Source organism: Sphingobium sp., from assembly GCF_033795625.1.
In the GTDB taxonomy this organism is placed as follows: Bacteria; Pseudomonadota; Alphaproteobacteria; order Sphingomonadales; family Sphingomonadaceae; genus Sphingobium.
In genome coordinates this window covers 24,055-40,550 of the sequence record NZ_JARYGI010000019.1, presented here as the reverse complement: position 1 = coordinate 40,550, position 16,496 = coordinate 24,055, and the positions used below count along the sequence as shown (strand labels likewise).

Below are 16,496 nucleotides of genomic sequence, written 5' to 3'. Positions count from 1 at the left end.
TCAGCTAAGGCGTTTCCCCGCCCGGCCCGCCAGCTCGACCACATATTGCCACGCGACGCGGCCTGATCGGCTACCCCGCTGCGTCGCCCATTGCACGGCGTCCAGAGCCTCGAAGCTGAGCCCGAATCGCGTTGCATAGCCGCGCACGATCGCGACATAAGCGTCCTGATCCAGATTGTGGAAGCCAAGGCTGAGGCCAAAGCGATCGGCCAGCGCCATCTTGTCGTCCACCACATCGCGCATGTTGATCGGATCGTCCTGCTCCTGCAGGTAGCGCGGCACGATATGGCGGCGGTTGGACGTCACATAGAGCCGCACATTGGCGGGCCGCGCCGTCGCCCCGCCCTCCAGCAGCGAGCGCAACGCCCGCGCGTCCCCGCCCGCATCATCGAACCCCAGATCGTCGAGAAACAGGATGAACGGCCGCGACGTTCCCCGCAGCAAATGGAACAAGGCGGGCAGGCTCGCCAGGCTATCGGTGGCACATTGCGCCAGCGCTACATCCATGCCCTCTCGCTGCAACCGCGCCACGGAGGCTGCAACGGTCGCCGACTTGCCCGTCCCTCGCGCGCCCCACAGCAGCACGTCATGCGCCGGGAGCCCTGCGGCATGGCGGCGGCTGTTTTCCAGCAGCGAGGATTTCTGCGCGTCGATCCCCGCCAGCAAATCGAAGTCGACAGGCGCGAAGGCATCTACTGCCCGGATAACACTACCGTCCCAATGATAGGCAGGCGCCGCGGTCAGATCGACTGCCGCTTCACTGGCAGGCGTGACATGGCGCGCAATGGCTTCCAGAGCGTCGGCGATGCGGGAAAGAGCAGGATCGGTCATGGCCGCGGCTTTATCCACGGCAATGCCGCACGGCAAGCGTAACGGTTTTGACGCTTTACGCTTCTAACGCGATGTTGCCGAAGGTATAGCGCGAGGCCGTGACCATTCCCAATTCCCAATTCATCACGCGCATCTGCCGTTATGATACGGCAGCCCTCCGCGAAGCCGCGACGCTGATCCGCGCGGGAGAACCCGTCGCCGTTCCCACTGAGACGGTCTACGGACTGGCCGCAGACGCCACCGACGATCAGGCCGTGGCGGCGATCTACGCTGCAAAGGGACGGCCGGGGTTCAATCCGCTCATCGTCCATGTCTCCGACCGGGACATGGCGGAACGCATCGCGCTCTTTGGCCCCAGCGCGCAAAAACTGGCGGACGCATTCTGGCCCGGCCCGCTTACTTTAGTACTGCCCCTGCGCCCCGACAGCGGCATCGCCCCGCGGGTTACGGCAGGGCTGCCCACCATCGCCCTGCGCATGCCCGCGCATCCGGCGATGCTGAGCCTCATCCGGGAGAGCGGAAAACCCCTCGCCGCGCCCTCCGCCAATCGCAGCGGCGCGATCAGCCCCACGCGCGCGGAGCATGTGCTCGCCAGCCTTGGCGGAAGAGTCCGGATGATCCTCGACGCCGGCCCCACCAGCGAAGGCGTGGAGTCCACCATCGCCGCGCCCGAAGAAATGCGCGTCCGCCTGCTCCGCCCTGGATCTGTCACTGCGGCGATGCTGGAGGACGCATCGGGCCTTCCCATCGAAACCGCCGGGCATCATGTGCCCCTCGAAGGCATCGAAGCACCCGGCCAGCTCGAGAGCCACTATGCGCCCGGCAAGCCCGTTCGCCTCAACGCGCTAAAGGCCGAGCGTGACGAGTATCTGATCGGCTTCGGACTGATGCCGTGTCATTACAATCTCAGCCCGGAAGCAGATTTGAAGGAAGCGGCCTCGAACATCTTCGCCGCATTGCATCTGGCCGACGCCAGCACCGCGAACCGCATCGCCGTCGCCCCGATACCGAACGAGGGGGTTGGCCTCGCCATCAACGATCGGCTGAAGCGCGCCGCTGCCTGACCGGCATCAATCGCAGTTGTGATAGCCTGCATCCTCGCAGGCGCGGCGGCGTTCCTTGTCCGCCTTTTTCCGCTCCTTGCCTTCGCGCTCTTCCTTCTTGCGCATCTCGCGGCCGTAATTGCGGTCGGACTCATCCTGGCTCGTCGTCGCCCAGTCGGCGGCCTGCGCACCCGCCCGTACCGGCATGGTGACGATGTTCGCCGCAGTCCGCGCCACGCAGCCGGGCAGAGTCAGCAGAACCACTGGCGCCAATAGGGCAAGATATGAACGGCTATGGTGCGGCATTGAAAATCCCCTGAAACCTGCTGCGCACGGCAATGCGATGCGTCGTCCCCCTCCATGCCACGAACAAGCTGAACCGCACCAGACCGGATTTACGCCTCCAGCCGCTCGGCGAACTTTTTCTGGAGTTTCTGCAGCTTGGGCGGGATGACGGCCATGCAATAGGGGTTCTGCGTGCCCACGCGGTCCCAATATTGCTGATGATAATCCTCAGCCGGATACCATTCCGCCAGCGGCTCTATGGTCGTGACGATGGGGTCGCGTTGATCGGCCTGCGCCCGCGCGATGGCAGCCTTGGCCTCCGCTTCCTGCTCTGGTGAATGGGGGAAAATCGCCGAACGATATTGCGTACCGATGTCGTTGCCCTGCCGGTTCAGGGTCGTCGGATCGTGGGTCGCAAAATGGATATCAAGCAAATCGCCATAGCTGATCACATCGGGATCGAAGACCACGCGGATGGCCTCCGCATGCCCCGTCCGCCCGCTGCACACCTGCTCATAGGTCGGATCGGCCACGCTCCCGCCGATGTAGCCGCTCGTCACAGACGACACGCCTTTCAGGCGGGCGTAGACAGCCTCCGTGCACCAGAAGCAGCCTCCGGCGAGCGTTGCGATTTCCTGCGCCATGCAATGTCCTTGAAAGAAACTGGGGGTCGTTATCCTAAATAGGTTCGCGAGGCCCCGGCGCAAGCGTCAGGCGACGCCCGCGGCGGCTGCCTTGACCCGCTCCTCCGCGACGAGTTCCTTTCGCGATAGCTTGCCGACCAGCGTCTTTGGGAGCGAAGCGCGCACCTCCACTGCTGCGACCCGCTCGTGCTTGCCAAGCTGCGGGTTCAGCCATGTCTTCAGTTCGTCACCGTCAATGGCCGGCGCACCGTCCTGCAACGTCACGAACGCCTTGGGCATCTCGCCGCGATAGCTGTCCGGTATGCCGATCACCAGGGCTTCCTTGACTGCCGGATGGTGATACAGGATCGCTTCGATCTGGCTCGGAAAAACCTTGAAACCGCCGACCGCGATCATGTCCTTCAGCCGGTCGACGATCTTCACATAGCCATCCTCGTCGATCACGCCGATATCGCCGGTGCGCAGCCATCCGTCCACGAACACCTCGGCATCCGCATCGGGCCTCCGCCAATAGCCTTTCATGATCTGCGGCCCGGAAAACAGCAGCTCACCTGGCTCGCCCTCCGGCGGCGGCCGGGTCGGGTCCTCGCGATCCACTACCTTGACCCATGTACCTGGAACCGGCTGCCCGACCGTCCCGGTCTTGTTCAGCCCCTCATAAGGATTGGAGCAGACGACCGGGCTGCTCTCCGTCAGCCCGTAGCCCTCCACCAACTTCGCTCCGGTCGCGGTCTCGAACCGCTGCTTGACCTCCAGCGGCAGCGGCGCGCCGCCTGAAATACACACCCGCAGCGAAGAGAAATCTATGTTGCGAATGGCGGGGTGATCGAGCAGCGCCTGATACATGGTCGGCACGCCGGGCAGCGATGTCGCCTTCGTGCGCTGGATCGCGGCGAGCACCTGCACGGCCTCGAACCGGGGCAGCATCACGATCTCGCCGCCCATCAGCACCGTGCGATTGAGCGTGCAGGTGTTGGCGAAGACATGGAAGAAAGGCAGCACGCCGATAATCCGGTCGGGCTCCTCCGATCCCGGATCGAGCGCCTGCACCTGCCGGGCATTGGCGCTCAAATTCTGGTGCGTCAGCATCGCACCCTTCGGCACGCCGGTAGTGCCGCCGGTATATTGCAGCAGCGCGACATCCTCCACGGGATCGATCGGCGCGACCACGCATTCGCCTTTGTTGGCGATGAGCCTGGAGAAGGCGACGACCCCTGGATTATGTGGCCGCTCGATGATTTCGGCCTTCTTGAACATGCGGTAGAAGATCGACTTGGCTGCGGGCAGCGCCCCCGCAATCGACCCCACGACCAGCTTTTCCAGGCTGCTGGTCTCCAGCACCTCCAGCGCGGTCGGCAGCAACGCCCTGGCGGAAAGCGTGAACAATATCATGGTGCCGCTATCCTCCACCTGATGCGCGAGTTCCGCGGCGGTGTAGAGCGGCGAGAAGTTGACGACGATCGCCCCGGCCATCATCGCGCCATAATAAGCCGCGACATAATGCGGCACATTTGGGAGATAGAGCCCGACCCGGTCGCCCTTCCTGACACCCATGGCCTGCAATCCGCACGCTACCCGGCGGACCCCGTCAAGACATTCGGCATAGCTGTATTTGCGGCCCAGAAAGTCGATGAGGTTGGCCTGTGGATGGGCCATGGCGCTGTTCAGGAACATGTCGGTCAGCGACAGCGGCGGGAACGTCTGGTCCCACTTGACGGGGTGGCTGTAATGCCGGTTCCAGATGATGTTTTCTCTCTCCATTTACACAGGTGTAAGTGGAGATTTCATGCCTGACAATCCCGGCAGAACCACCGGCAGCAGCATGAATCCAGTGACATGCGAAGAGGGCGCAATGCCGTAACGGCACCGCGCCCTCTTCGATCTCTACACTTTGTTCACGGGGCGCCCGGTTCAGGTCGCCCTCAGACGCTTATGCTTCGTCCTTGCTGCGGAACGGGTCGATCAGTGCGGCCGCTTCGTTGATGAACGCGCCCTCGGCCTGCGCCGCGGATTCGGCGTTCAGCGCGTCTTCAGCGCGGCGCACATTGTCGTCACGCTCGCGGCGCAGTTCCTCGATCAGCGCGGCGCGGTCGCCATCCAGACGCGAGTCCGTTGGCGCTTCGATGCCGGCCTTCTTCGCGGCCTTGGATACCAGCGCATCCAGCTCCCGCTGCGAACACAGGCCAAGCGTGACCGGATCTTTCGGCGTGATGTTGGCGATGTTCCAGTGGCTGCGTTCGCGGATCGCCTGGATCGTGGTGCGGGTCGTTCCGATCAGGTTGCTGATCGCGCCATCGGAAATCTCGGGATGGTTGCGGATGATCCACGCGATGCCATCGGGCTTGTCCTGACGCTTGGAAACCGGCGTGTAGCGCGGCCCCTTGGTGCGGCGGACAGGCTCGGGGCCTTTCTGGATCTTCAGGCGATAGTCGGGGTTCGCTTCGCCCTTGTGGATTTCCTCCATCGTCAGTTCATGCGCGCGCACCGGATCGCGGCCGGTATACTTGGTCGCCGCCGTATCGTCGGCAATCGCCTGGATTTCCAGGATGTGAAGGCCGCAAAACTCCGCGATCTGGTCGAAGCTGAGGGCGGTATTGTCGACCAGCCAACTGGCGGTCGCGTGGGGCATGAGCGGCTGGGACACGAAAGGCTCTCCGGAACTGCAAACAATAAGGGCCGCCCCTAGGGGACGGCCTGTAGAGTTCCAGATGTAATCCAAAGCTGCCGCGACGGCAAGGGAAAGCGTCTGGTCCCTATGCCGCGTCCAGAAGCGCGTCCGGCTTGACCGGGTGGAGCCCGGCCACGAACTGCTGCGCACTGACTTCCCAAGTAAAGCTGCGGCCATAAGCGGCGCAGGCCCCCCGGTTCCGGGTTAGCGCCAAGGCAATGGCGTCCTCCAGCGTTTCGGAGAGGCCACCCGTCTCCGGCGTCACGATATCGACGGGGCCAGTGACGGGATAGGCTGCGACGGGCGTACCGCAGGCAAGCGCCTCGATCATCACCAGCCCGAACGTATCGGTGCGACTGGGGAACACGAAGACGTCCGCAGCGGCATAGGCGCCCGCCAGCGCAGCGCCCGACAAAGCGCCCAGAAATACCGCATCCGGAAAGCCATGCTCCAGCGCCGCCCGCGCAGGGCCGTCGCCGATGACTACCTTGGTTCCGGGATGCTTGCTTTGCAGGAACGCCTCGATATTCTTCTCGACAGCAATCCGGCCCACATAAAGCTGGATCGGTCCGGGCAAGCCCTTCATCGCCGGGTGCGGCGGCACGTCCGGCCCAAAGCCCGTCTGGTCCACACCCCTGCCCCACGGCCGCACCTGGGGGATGCCATGTGCGCGCAACTGCTCCCGCACAGATCGCGTGGACACCAGCACGGCCTGCGCAGGCCCGTGGAACCAGCGGATATAGCGCCAGAACCACGCCGCGGGCAGGCCGGTGCGCTTGGCGACATAATCGGGGAAATGCGTATGATAGGCAGTCGTGAACGGCACCTTGTTCCGCAGGCACCAGCGTCGCGCGGCAAGGCACAATGGCCCCTCCGTCGCCAGATGCACCGCATCGGCCCGGAAGTCCGCTATGGTGCGCCCGATCGTTCGGCCCCGTGCCATCGCCAGCCGTATCTCGGGATAGGTCGGACACGGAATCGAACCGAACTGATCGGGCGAGATCACATGGACCTGATGCCCCATCGCCCGCAACTCCATGCTCACTGACTGCAACGTCCGCACGACGCCATTGACCTGCGGCGCCCAGGCGTCGGTGACGATCACGATGCGCTGGGACCCGTCAGGCTTCATGCCGCGAGCAACTCCTTGTCAGGCAGGGCAGCCGCAGCCTTGGCAGCTTCGCGCGCGGCGATCTCGTCCGCCCAGTGCAGCACTTCCATGCGCCCGTCCATATGCTCGACCAGCGCGGTGCAGCCTTCCACCCAATCGCCATCATTATAATAGGCGACACCCGCAATCTCGCGGATTTCGGCATTGTGGATATGGCCGCACACCACGCCATCCACGCCGCGTGTCCCCGCTTCACGCGCGACGACTTCCTCGAACTTGGAGATGAACTCCACCGCGTTCTTGACCTTGTGCTTGGCCATTTTGGAGAGCGACCAGTAGGGCAAGTCGAACCAGTTGCGCACCTTGTTGACGACGATGTTGAGGCTCATCAGCGCGTGATAGGCAGCGTCACCGACGAAGGCCAGCCAGCGGTGCGCCAGCATGATCGTGTCGAATTCGTCGCCATGCAGCACCAGCAGCTTGCGCCCGTCCGCCGTCTCGTGGATCGCCTTGCGCCTTATTTCCACGCCACCGAAGTTGAGGCCGGTGAACTGGCGGAACATCTCGTCATGGTTGCCGGGGATATACACGACCCGCGTGCCACGCTTGGCCCGCTTCATGATCCGCCAGACGATATCGTTATGCGTCGCGGGCCAGTAGAATTTCTTCTTCAGCCGCCAGCCGTCGATGATGTCGCCCACCAGATACATGGTGTCGCTGTCCACATTGTCGAGGAAGTCGATGAGCATCCCCGCATTGCATCCGCGCGTGCCGAGATGGATGTCGGAAATCCAGATCGCCCGATATTTCCGGCGGCTCTCGACATCGGCCTCCGGCACATTCAGGTCGAAGCTGTGGCCCTCGTCGAAGTCGGCCAGGAACGGCAGGCGAGTGATCGTGTCCATGCGAACTCCCAGGATTGATGTCCCTGGAGCACAGGCAATAGCTTCATTCTGTTACACTTTGAGGTGAAGTGTTACGAAGGTGTTACGCTCGCCGTCACCCGCATCGACACTTATAATCGAGATCCCGTTCGCCCTGAGCGAAGTCGAAGGTTCTGCTGAGCGATAGCGAAGCATACTTCACTTCGTTCAGTGCAAGGCTTCGACAAGCTCAGCCCGAACGGCGGAGTGGAGAACTACGTCACACCACCACCAGCACGATCTTGCCCACATGGTCCCCGGCCTCCATCCGCGCATGTGCCGCGGCGGCATCCTTCAACGGAAAGGTCTTATCCATAGCCGGACGCAACCGCCCCTCCGCAACGAACGGCCACACCGTCCGAGACAGCTCATCCGCAACCAGCCCCTTGAACGCCACCGACCGCGCTCGCAGCGTCGATCCGGTCAGCGTGAGGCGATTCTGCATGATCTGCGGGATGAATATCTCCGCCTTTGCCCCGCCCAGCACCGCGATCGACACATGCCGCCCATCCGGCGCAAGGCAGGCCAGATTGCGCGGCAGGTAATCGCCGCCCACCATGTCCAGCACTGCCTGCACGCCCGCGCCGTCGGTGATGCGCTTCACCTCCGCCACGAAATCGGCGTCGCGATAGTTGATGGCGTGATCCGCGCCCCAATCCCGCGCCGCCTGGCATTTCCCGTCCGACCCGCAGGTCACGATGATCCGGATGCCGAACAGGTTGCACAGCCGGATCGCCATGGTCGCTATGCCGCTGGTGCCGCCATGCACCAGCACGGTGTCGCCCGTGACGACATAAGCGCGCTCGAACAAATTGGTCCACACGGTAAACAACGTCTCGGGCAGCGCCGCCGCCTCGACGATGTCATAGCCCTCCGGCACCGGCAAACATTGCACCGCAGGCGCGACCGCGTATTCCGCATAGCCCCCGCCCGCAACAAGCGCGCAGACCGCCTGCCCCGCCAGCGCCGCATCCACAGCTGGTCCGACCGCCACGATCGTCCCCGCAACCTCCAGCCCCGGAATGTCCGAAGCGCCCGGCGGCGGCGGATATCTTCCCAGCCGTTGCAGCACGTCGGGGCGATTGACGCCCGCCGCCGCCACGCGGATCAGCACCTCGCCTTCGCCAGGCACCGGCACGGCCCGCCGCTCCGGCACCAGCGCTTCCGGCCCGCCCGGCACGGGGATCGCCACCGCCATCATATCTTGAGTAAGCGGTTGCGATTGGGCCGGTTCGGTTGCCATATGCTGCTGTCCTTCGACAAATGCTGCGCCGCCGCAAAAAACAGGACGAGCAGTTCGCCGTCCTTATTGACAGACTAGGGATTAGGGTCAACATTCCCCCATATGGACATGGAAGAATATCAGCCGCGCAAGGCCGATGACATCCTGACTGCCCTCACCCGGCAGGACCTCGATCCATTTTCGGTCGCCGAACTCGACGCGCGCAACGAAGCGCTGAAAGCGGAGATCGTCCGAACGCAGCAGCGACGCGACTACGCCGTTAATCACAAGGCAAGCGCCGAGGCATTCTTCAAGAAATGATCGTGCGCCGGCCTGGCCGCCCCTTTCGGCAAGCACGCGAAAGGACGCAGCCAAGCGGTGTGGGACACGCCCTGAAGATCGCGGGACGGACACCCGCAATTCGCCCCGCTCTTGATCGTCCCGCACATCATGCCGACATAGGGTCAGACACGCCCGTTCTTTGGGCCCAGGAGTAACGTCAAATGCCTTCTTTCGCCGCTGCGCTAGAAACCACGCTGCACAATGCGCTCACCCATGCGTCCGAGCGTCGCCATGAATATGCGACGCTTGAGCATCTGTTGTTGGCGCTGATCGACGATGAACATGCTTCCAAGGTCATGCAGGCCTGCGGCGTGGATGTCGGCGAGCTGGGTGATGCGGTCACGCAATATCTCGATACCGAACTCGACAGCCTGAAAGTGGAAGGGGCGACCGACCCGTCCCCCACCAGCGGCTTCCAGCGCGTCGTCCAGCGCGCGATCCTGCACGTGCAGTCCTCCGGCAAGGATGAAGTGACGGGCGCTAACGTGCTTGTTGCTCTGTTCTCGGAACGCGAAAGCTATGCCGTGTATTTCCTGCAGCAGCAGGACATGAGCCGCTTGGATGCGGTTAGTTTTCTCAGCCATGGGGTCGGCAAAGGTACTGCCGCGCCCGAACCGCGAGAGGTCAAGGGCGCAGTGGACGACGACAAGAAGCAGGATGCCAAGGGCAAGAAGGACAGTGCGCTCGACCAGTTCACCGTCAACTTGAACGAGAAGGCGAAGAACGGCAAGGTCGATCCGCTGATCGGCCGGGGCCCGGAAGTCGACCGTACGATCCAGATCCTCTGCCGCCGGTCGAAGAACAACCCGCTCTATGTCGGCGATCCCGGCGTCGGCAAGACCGCAATCGCGGAAGGCCTGGCCCGCAAGATCGTCGAGGGCGAAGTGCCCGAAGTGCTCAAGGAAGCCGTCATCTACTCGCTCGACATGGGCGCGTTGCTGGCCGGGACCCGCTATCGCGGCGACTTCGAAGAGCGGCTGAAGGCGGTCGTCAACGAGCTGGAGAAGATGCCGCACGCGGTTCTCTTCATCGACGAGATCCACACCGTCATCGGCGCTGGCGCGACCAGCGGCGGGGCGATGGATGCGTCGAACCTGCTGAAGCCCGCTCTGTCGGGCGGTACGATCCGGTGCATCGGTTCGACCACCTACAAGGAGTTCCGCAACCACTTCGAAAAGGACCGCGCCCTGCTGCGCCGGTTCCAGAAGATCGACGTCAATGAACCGACGGTCGAGGACACCATCAAGATTCTCGCCGGTCTGCGCAGCGCGTTCGAGGATCACCATCACGTCAAATACACCCCCGACGCGATCAAGGCGGCGGTGGAGCTTTCGGCCCGGTACATCAACGACCGCAAGCTGCCCGACAAGGCGATCGACGTGATCGACGAAGTCGGCGCGATGCAGATGCTGGTGATCCCGTCGAAGCGGAAGAAGACGATCACGCCCAAGGAGATCGAGGCCGTCATCGCGACGATGGCGCGCATTCCTCCCAAGACGGTATCGTCCGACGACAAGAGCGTGCTGGAAACGCTGTCGACCGACTTGAAGCGCGTCGTCTTCGGGCAGGAGAAAGCTATCGAAGTGCTGTCCTCCGCGATCAAGCTCAGCCGTGCTGGCCTGCGCGATCCGGACAAGCCGATCGGCAACTATCTGTTCTCCGGCCCCACGGGCGTCGGCAAGACGGAAGTGGCACGGCAGTTGGCGACGTTGCTCGGCATTCCGCTCCAGCGGTTCGACATGTCCGAATATATGGAACGCCACTCGGTCAGCCGCCTGATCGGTGCGCCTCCGGGCTATGTCGGCTATGATCAGGGCGGTCTGCTGACCGACGCCATCGACCAGAATCCGCATTGCGTGCTGCTGCTGGACGAGATCGAGAAGGCGCATCCTGACCTGTTCAACATCCTGTTGCAGGTGATGGATAATGGCCGCCTGACCGATCACCACGGCAAGACTGTGGACTTCCGCAACGTCATCCTGATCATGACCACCAACGCCGGTGCGTCGGACATGGAGAAGGAAGGCATCGGCTTCGGCACCCTAACGCGCGACGATGTCGGCGAGGAAGCAGTGAAGAAGCTGTTCACGCCGGAGTTCCGCAACCGCCTGGATGCGATCGTGCCGTTCAGCTACCTGCCGACCGAAGTCGTCGCCCGCGTGGTCGACAAGTTTGTCCTGCAACTGGAACTGCAACTGGCCGACCGCGAAGTCCACATCACCCTGGACGACGAGGCGAAGACCTGGCTCACGCAGCGCGGCTACGACAAGCTGTACGGCGCGCGTCCGATGGGCCGACTGATGCAGGAGAAGATCAAGCAGCCCCTCGCCGAGGAACTTCTGTTCGGAAAGCTGGTCCACGGCGGTGAAGTGCATGTCCGGTTGAAGGACGATGCGCTGGCCTTCGAGATCATCCCCGCCGCCCCGAAAAAGGGGAAGAAGGGTGGCAAGCCAGCGGCGACAGTGAAGGCGAAGTAAGCCGTAGCAATATTGAAACGGAGAGGGCGGCCCGCGGGTCGCCCTTTTTGTTGGGCGGTCGAATCGGCGCCGCCAATCTTCGCCGTTCGTCCTGAGTAGCCATTGAGCGCAGTCGAATGGCGTATCGAAGGATGTCGTTTCGACTTCCCCTTCGATAGTGTCTTCGTTGTTAGCCCCAAAAACGTTGCACGATTACATGTTCGTGATATGTTCCCAAACAGGGACTCGAGAGGAGCACGGCATGGCTGACACCATCACCTTTTACACCAACCCGATGTCACGCGGGCAGATCGCCCGCTGGATGCTGGAGGAAGTCGGCGCACCCTATGAGCAGGTGATCCTCGACTACGGCACCTCGATGAAGGCGCCGGACTATCTCGCCATCAACCCGATGGGCAAGATTCCGGCCATCGTGCATCGTGGAAAGGTGGTGACGGAAGCCGCGGCAATCTGCGCCTATCTCGCTGATGCGTTTCCAGAAGCGGGGCTCGCCCCCTCTCCCGATGACCGGGCAGACTATTACCGATGGATGTTCTTCGCCGCCGGGCCCGTGGAGTCAGCCGTGACGAACCGTTCCATGCAGTGGGATGCGCCAGCGGAACGCAGTATGATGTTGGGCTATGGCAGCTTCGACACGGCGATGGACGGCCTTGAACGGGCGATTGCAGGTAGCCAGTGGATTTGCGGCGACCGCTTCACGGCGGCGGACGTGTATGTCGGATCGCAAGTGGATTGGGGCCTGGCATTCGGTTCGATGCCGGCACGGCCATCTTTCGAAGCCTATGCCGAACGCCTGCGCGCGCGCGCCGCTTACGTTTGCGCAAAGGAAATAGATAACGCCCTGATCGCGGAAGCCAAAGAAAAGGCGTGATCGCCATCGTCGTACAGCCAAGAGCCTCCGATGGTTACACATCGGAGGCTCTGCTGGTGCTTGGCCTGGCTCAATTTCCGGCAATAGCCTTCGTCGGCGTGGCATCCGCATAGCGGGAGCGGGTTTCCGCCCGGGCAATGGCAGTCTTAATCGGTTCCGACACATGACGAAGGGCAATCTTGCGGCAGGCTGCCATTTCGTCCTGGGGATTTAATGCACAAACGCGGAATGCAGCGTTGTTCAACCGGCGCTTCAGTTCGGCCTGACCGGCAGGCTGCGACAGATCGAGGTCGCCATACCGAACTTCGGCAGTCCGGCCATTCGAAACGAAAGGTTCCGCAAAAGCCGGAGCGCCGGCGATCAGCGTGGCAGCGGCAACAAGAGCGGCAGTAATTCCCTTGGAAGTGGTAGAGATACGCATCGAAAGTCTCCTAAAAACATGAACCTTGTGGCCTGGACTGGTCTGCCCGTTTGGGGGCGGCAAAGCGGTCCTGGGCGAACGGTCCGTCGATCCAGGGGATCGCTTCGTTCCGTCCTGCCTGTTCGCTATAGGCCAGAGCGGTTCTGAGAGCCTGCGACGTTCGACAGGCATCCCGCAGCGTCGGCGGACGACAACCGCGTCGACAAACACCATAGGCGCGACGACGAACGACGTGCGTAACGATCACTGTTTCCGTAGCGTAATTTGAGAGGCCCAGCGCCGGACATGAAAACGCCCCCGGTGCAAGGGAATGACCGGGGGCGTATCCTGCAAATGCTGTCGGGCACGTCAGGATCTCTAAATCTGTTGGAAGCGAAACCTGCTCGCTTCCCAATCTTCTAACCTGTCGCGGCCTGTATCCGGCGTCTCGTTCGACGACCGTGGCATGGGAGTCGGCCAACGACATCCACATCAGTTGATGGCGCTACTATACGGGGCGAAACGATCCGTACAGCCCAAAAGCCTTATAATATGACGCTACGGCATGTTAGTGTATTCGGAATAAATCCTCCTTTGAGCGGACCGGCGTAATTTAGTTGCTTGAAGCTTTTCGAAGCTTTCTACGCGCTTTTAAAAATCAGGAGCCGCAGCAAAGCGTCGTAAGCCGCTGATCTTGTCGATCCCGTCTGGCTCTCCCATATCTCCTGCAGTAAACACGCGCTCCCCCTTGCCTCCCCTGAACAAATATGGAACAAAGCGGCCCATGCTGACTCATATTTCCGTGCGTGGCGCACGTGAACACAATCTCAAGGGCGTTGATGTCGACCTGCCGCGCGACAGCCTTATCGTCATCACGGGTCTTTCGGGGTCAGGCAAATCATCGCTCGCCTTCGACACCATCTATGCCGAGGGGCAGCGCCGCTATGTCGAGTCGCTATCCGCCTATGCGCGCCAGTTCCTGGAGATGATGCAGAAGCCCGATGTCGAGCATATCGACGGGCTCTCCCCGGCAATCAGCATCGAACAGAAGACGACCAGCCGCAATCCGCGCTCCACGGTCGCGACTGTGACGGAAATCTACGACTATATGCGCCTGCTCTGGGCGCGCGTCGGCATTCCCTATTCGCCCGTCACGGGCCTGCCGATCAGCGCGCAGACCGTCAGCCAGATGGTCGACCGCGTAATGCAGTTGCCGGAGGGGACGCGCTTCTATCTTCTGGCGCCGGTCGTGCGCGGTCGCAAAGGCGAATACCGCAAGGAACTGGCTGAATGGCAGAAGGCCGGCTTCACGCGCGTTCGCATCGACGGCGAAATGTACGAGATCCAGGACGCGCCCGCGCTCGACAAGAAATTGAAGCATGACATCGAAGTCGTTGTCGACCGGATCGCGGTTCGCGACGACATTCAGACGCGCCTCGCCGAAAGCTTCGAAACCGCGCTGAAGCTGGCCGACGGCCTCGCCTATATCGACCTGGCTGAAGGCACCGTGCCGGGCCGCGAGGACGAAGCGCAGGCCGCGGGCAAGATGAAGAACACCGGCATCCCGGCGAACCGCGTTGTCTTCTCCGAAAAATTCGCCTGTCCCGTCAGCGGCTTCACCATATCGGAAATCGAGCCGCGGCTCTTCTCCTTCAATGCTCCACAGGGCGCCTGCCCCGCCTGCGACGGCTTGGGCGAAAAGCTGCTGTTCGACAGCCAGCTCGTCGTGCCGAACGAGAATCTCAGCCTCAAGAAAGGCGCGATCGTCCCTTGGGCGAAGTCCAATCCGCCGAGCCCTTATTATATGCAGGTGCTGAGTTCGCTCGCCCGCGAATTCGGTTTTTCGCTCGACACGCCCTGGCACGACCTGCCCGGCGAAGTGCAGCTCATCATCCTGCATGGCACCGGCGGCAAGCCTGTCACGCTGCGCTTTCAGGATGGCCGCAAATCCTATGACGTCAAGAAGCCGTTCGAGGGCGTCATCGGCAATCTCAATCGCCGGATGCTACAGACCGAAAGCGCCTGGATGCGTGAGGAGCTGTCCAAATACCAGACCGCGCAGCCGTGCGAGACCTGTCACGGTGCGCGCCTGAAACCCGAAGCGCGCGCGGTCAAGATTGCCGGGGAGGACATCTCCATATCCACGCGGCGCAGCGTGGTCGATGCCCTGGGGTTCTTCAGCACCCTGCCTGCCCAATTGACCGACCAGCAGAACCAGATCGCGAAAGCCATCCTGAAGGAAATCGTCGACCGCCTCGGCTTCCTCAACAATGTCGGGCTCGATTACATCAACCTCGATCGCACCAGCGGCACGCTCTCGGGCGGCGAATCCCAACGCATTCGCCTCGCCAGCCAGATCGGTTCGGGCCTGTCCGGCGTGCTTTACGTACTGGACGAGCCCAGCATCGGCCTGCACCAGCGCGACAACGACAGGCTCCTGATAACGCTGCGTCGGCTACGCGATCTCGGCAACACGGTCATTGTCGTCGAGCATGACGAGGATGCCATTCGTTCGGCGGATTACATCGTAGACATGGGCCCCGGCGCGGGCGTGCACGGCGGGGCGATCGTCGCACAGGGCACGCTCGCCGAACTGCTGGCGCACAGTGACAGCGTCACCGCCGACTATCTGAACGGCACCCGGAAGATCGATGTGCCGCAGAAGCGCCGCAAGGGATCGGGCAAGAAGCTGACCGTCCACAACGCGCGGGCGAACAACTTGCGCGGCGTCACGGCGTCGATCCCGCTCGGCACCTTCACTTGCATCACCGGGGTATCGGGCTCGGGCAAGTCGAGCTTCACCATCGACACGCTCTATGCCGCCTCGGCCCGCGCGCTGAACGGCGCGCGCATCATCGCGGGCGCGCATGACAAGGTGACGGGCCTGGAATATTGCGACAAGGTCATCGACATCGACCAGTCGCCCATCGGCCGCACACCACGCTCCAACCCTGCGACCTACACCGGCAGCTTCACCAATATCCGCGACTGGTTCGCCGGGCTCCCCGAATCCCAGGCACGCGGCTACAAACCCGGCCGCTTCAGCTTCAACGTCAAGGGCGGCCGCTGCGAAGCCTGTCAGGGCGATGGCCTCATCAAGATCGAGATGCACTTCCTGCCGGACGTGTACGTCACCTGCGACGTCTGCCATGGCCAGCGCTACAATCGCGAGACGCTCGAAGTAAAGTTCAAGGGCAAGTCCATTGCCGACGTGCTGGACATGACGGTGGAGGACGCGGTCGAGTTCTTCAAGGCGGTGCCCCCGATCCGCGACAAGATGGCGATGCTGGTCGAAGTCGGGCTTGGCTACGTCAAGGTCGGCCAGCAGGCGACCACCCTCTCCGGCGGTGAGGCGCAGCGCGTCAAGCTCGCCAAGGAACTCTCCCGGCGGGCCACGGGCAACACGCTCTACATCCTCGATGAACCCACGACCGGCCTCCATTTCGATGATGTCCGCAAACTGCTCGAAGTGCTGCACGCGCTCGTCGATCAGGGCAACAGCGTCGTCGTGATCGAACATAACCTCGACGTCATCAAGACCGCCGACTGGATCATCGACATGGGTCCCGAAGGTGGCGTGAAGGGCGGCATGGTCGTGGCCGAAGGGACGCCCGAGAAAGTCGCGGCCACCAAAGCCAGCTTCACCGGCCATTATCTAAAACCAATGCTCGCCGCCTGA

The 16,496-nt window shown here is 62.6% G+C and carries 14 protein-coding genes; 5 read left to right on the top strand and 9 right to left on the bottom strand.

Annotated features, from left to right (window positions below):
* Window positions 1–831, bottom strand: a complete 831-nt coding sequence (locus tag QHC67_RS11170) for an ATP-binding protein (protein WP_319294318.1) — start codon at window positions 829–831, stop codon at window positions 1–3.
* A 98-nt stretch (window positions 832–929) separates the two neighbouring features.
* Between QHC67_RS11170 and QHC67_RS11165 the strand changes: the two genes are divergently transcribed.
* On the top strand, window positions 930–1,895 hold the full coding sequence (locus QHC67_RS11165; protein ID WP_319294316.1) for an L-threonylcarbamoyladenylate synthase: 966 nt from the start codon (window positions 930–932) through the stop codon (window positions 1,893–1,895).
* Window positions 1,896–1,901: 6 nt separating this feature from the next.
* Here the strand turns inward: QHC67_RS11165 and QHC67_RS11160 are convergent, their stop codons facing one another.
* From QHC67_RS11160 to QHC67_RS11130, 7 genes are all read right to left on the bottom strand, one after another.
* Window positions 1,902–2,180: a hypothetical protein gene (locus tag QHC67_RS11160; protein WP_319294314.1), complete on the bottom strand. Its 279-nt coding sequence runs from the start codon at window positions 2,178–2,180 to the stop codon at window positions 1,902–1,904.
* A gap of 89 nt (window positions 2,181–2,269) precedes the next feature.
* On the bottom strand, window positions 2,270–2,803 hold the full coding sequence (msrA, locus tag QHC67_RS11155) for a peptide-methionine (S)-S-oxide reductase MsrA (protein ID WP_319294312.1): 534 nt from the start codon (window positions 2,801–2,803) through the stop codon (window positions 2,270–2,272).
* A 66-nt stretch (window positions 2,804–2,869) separates the two neighbouring features.
* Entirely contained in the window at window positions 2,870–4,564 is a 1,695-nt protein-coding gene (locus QHC67_RS11150; RefSeq protein ID WP_319294311.1) for a long-chain fatty acid--CoA ligase, read from the bottom strand.
* 169 nt (window positions 4,565–4,733) lie between these two features.
* A complete protein-coding gene (locus QHC67_RS11145; protein WP_319294372.1) occupies window positions 4,734–5,432 on the bottom strand; it encodes a DUF1013 domain-containing protein in 699 nt (232 codons plus the stop codon).
* A gap of 124 nt (window positions 5,433–5,556) precedes the next feature.
* Window positions 5,557–6,603, bottom strand: coding sequence for a glycosyltransferase family 1 protein (locus tag QHC67_RS11140; RefSeq protein ID WP_319294309.1), 1,047 nt, complete (start codon window positions 6,601–6,603; stop codon window positions 5,557–5,559).
* Window positions 6,600–7,487, bottom strand: coding sequence for a UDP-2,3-diacylglucosamine diphosphatase (locus QHC67_RS11135; RefSeq protein ID WP_319294307.1), 888 nt, complete (start codon window positions 7,485–7,487; stop codon window positions 6,600–6,602). The genes QHC67_RS11140 and QHC67_RS11135 overlap by 4 nt, the downstream gene beginning before the upstream one ends.
* A gap of 238 nt (window positions 7,488–7,725) precedes the next feature.
* Entirely contained in the window at window positions 7,726–8,748 is a 1,023-nt protein-coding gene (locus tag QHC67_RS11130; protein WP_319294304.1) for an NAD(P)H-quinone oxidoreductase, read from the bottom strand.
* A 102-nt stretch (window positions 8,749–8,850) separates the two neighbouring features.
* Between QHC67_RS11130 and QHC67_RS11125 the strand changes: the two genes are divergently transcribed.
* The 3 genes from QHC67_RS11125 (at window position 8,851) to QHC67_RS11115 (ending at window position 12,417) form a co-directional block, all read left to right on the top strand.
* On the top strand, window positions 8,851–9,048 hold the full coding sequence (locus QHC67_RS11125; RefSeq protein WP_319294302.1) for a DUF1192 domain-containing protein: 198 nt from the start codon (window positions 8,851–8,853) through the stop codon (window positions 9,046–9,048).
* Between the two features lie 182 nt (window positions 9,049–9,230).
* On the top strand, window positions 9,231–11,546 hold the full coding sequence (gene clpA, locus QHC67_RS11120) for an ATP-dependent Clp protease ATP-binding subunit ClpA (RefSeq protein WP_319294300.1): 2,316 nt from the start codon (window positions 9,231–9,233) through the stop codon (window positions 11,544–11,546).
* A 241-nt stretch (window positions 11,547–11,787) separates the two neighbouring features.
* On the top strand, window positions 11,788–12,417 hold the full coding sequence (locus QHC67_RS11115; protein WP_319294298.1) for a glutathione S-transferase family protein: 630 nt from the start codon (window positions 11,788–11,790) through the stop codon (window positions 12,415–12,417).
* Window positions 12,418–12,487: 70 nt separating this feature from the next.
* Here QHC67_RS11115 and QHC67_RS11110 read toward each other — a convergent pair whose 3' ends face one another.
* Entirely contained in the window at window positions 12,488–12,838 is a 351-nt protein-coding gene (locus QHC67_RS11110) for a UrcA family protein (RefSeq protein ID WP_319294296.1), read from the bottom strand.
* Window positions 12,839–13,601: 763 nt separating this feature from the next.
* Here QHC67_RS11110 and uvrA point away from each other — a divergent pair.
* On the top strand, window positions 13,602–16,496 hold the full coding sequence (uvrA, locus tag QHC67_RS11105; protein WP_319294294.1) for an excinuclease ABC subunit UvrA: 2,895 nt from the start codon (window positions 13,602–13,604) through the stop codon (window positions 16,494–16,496).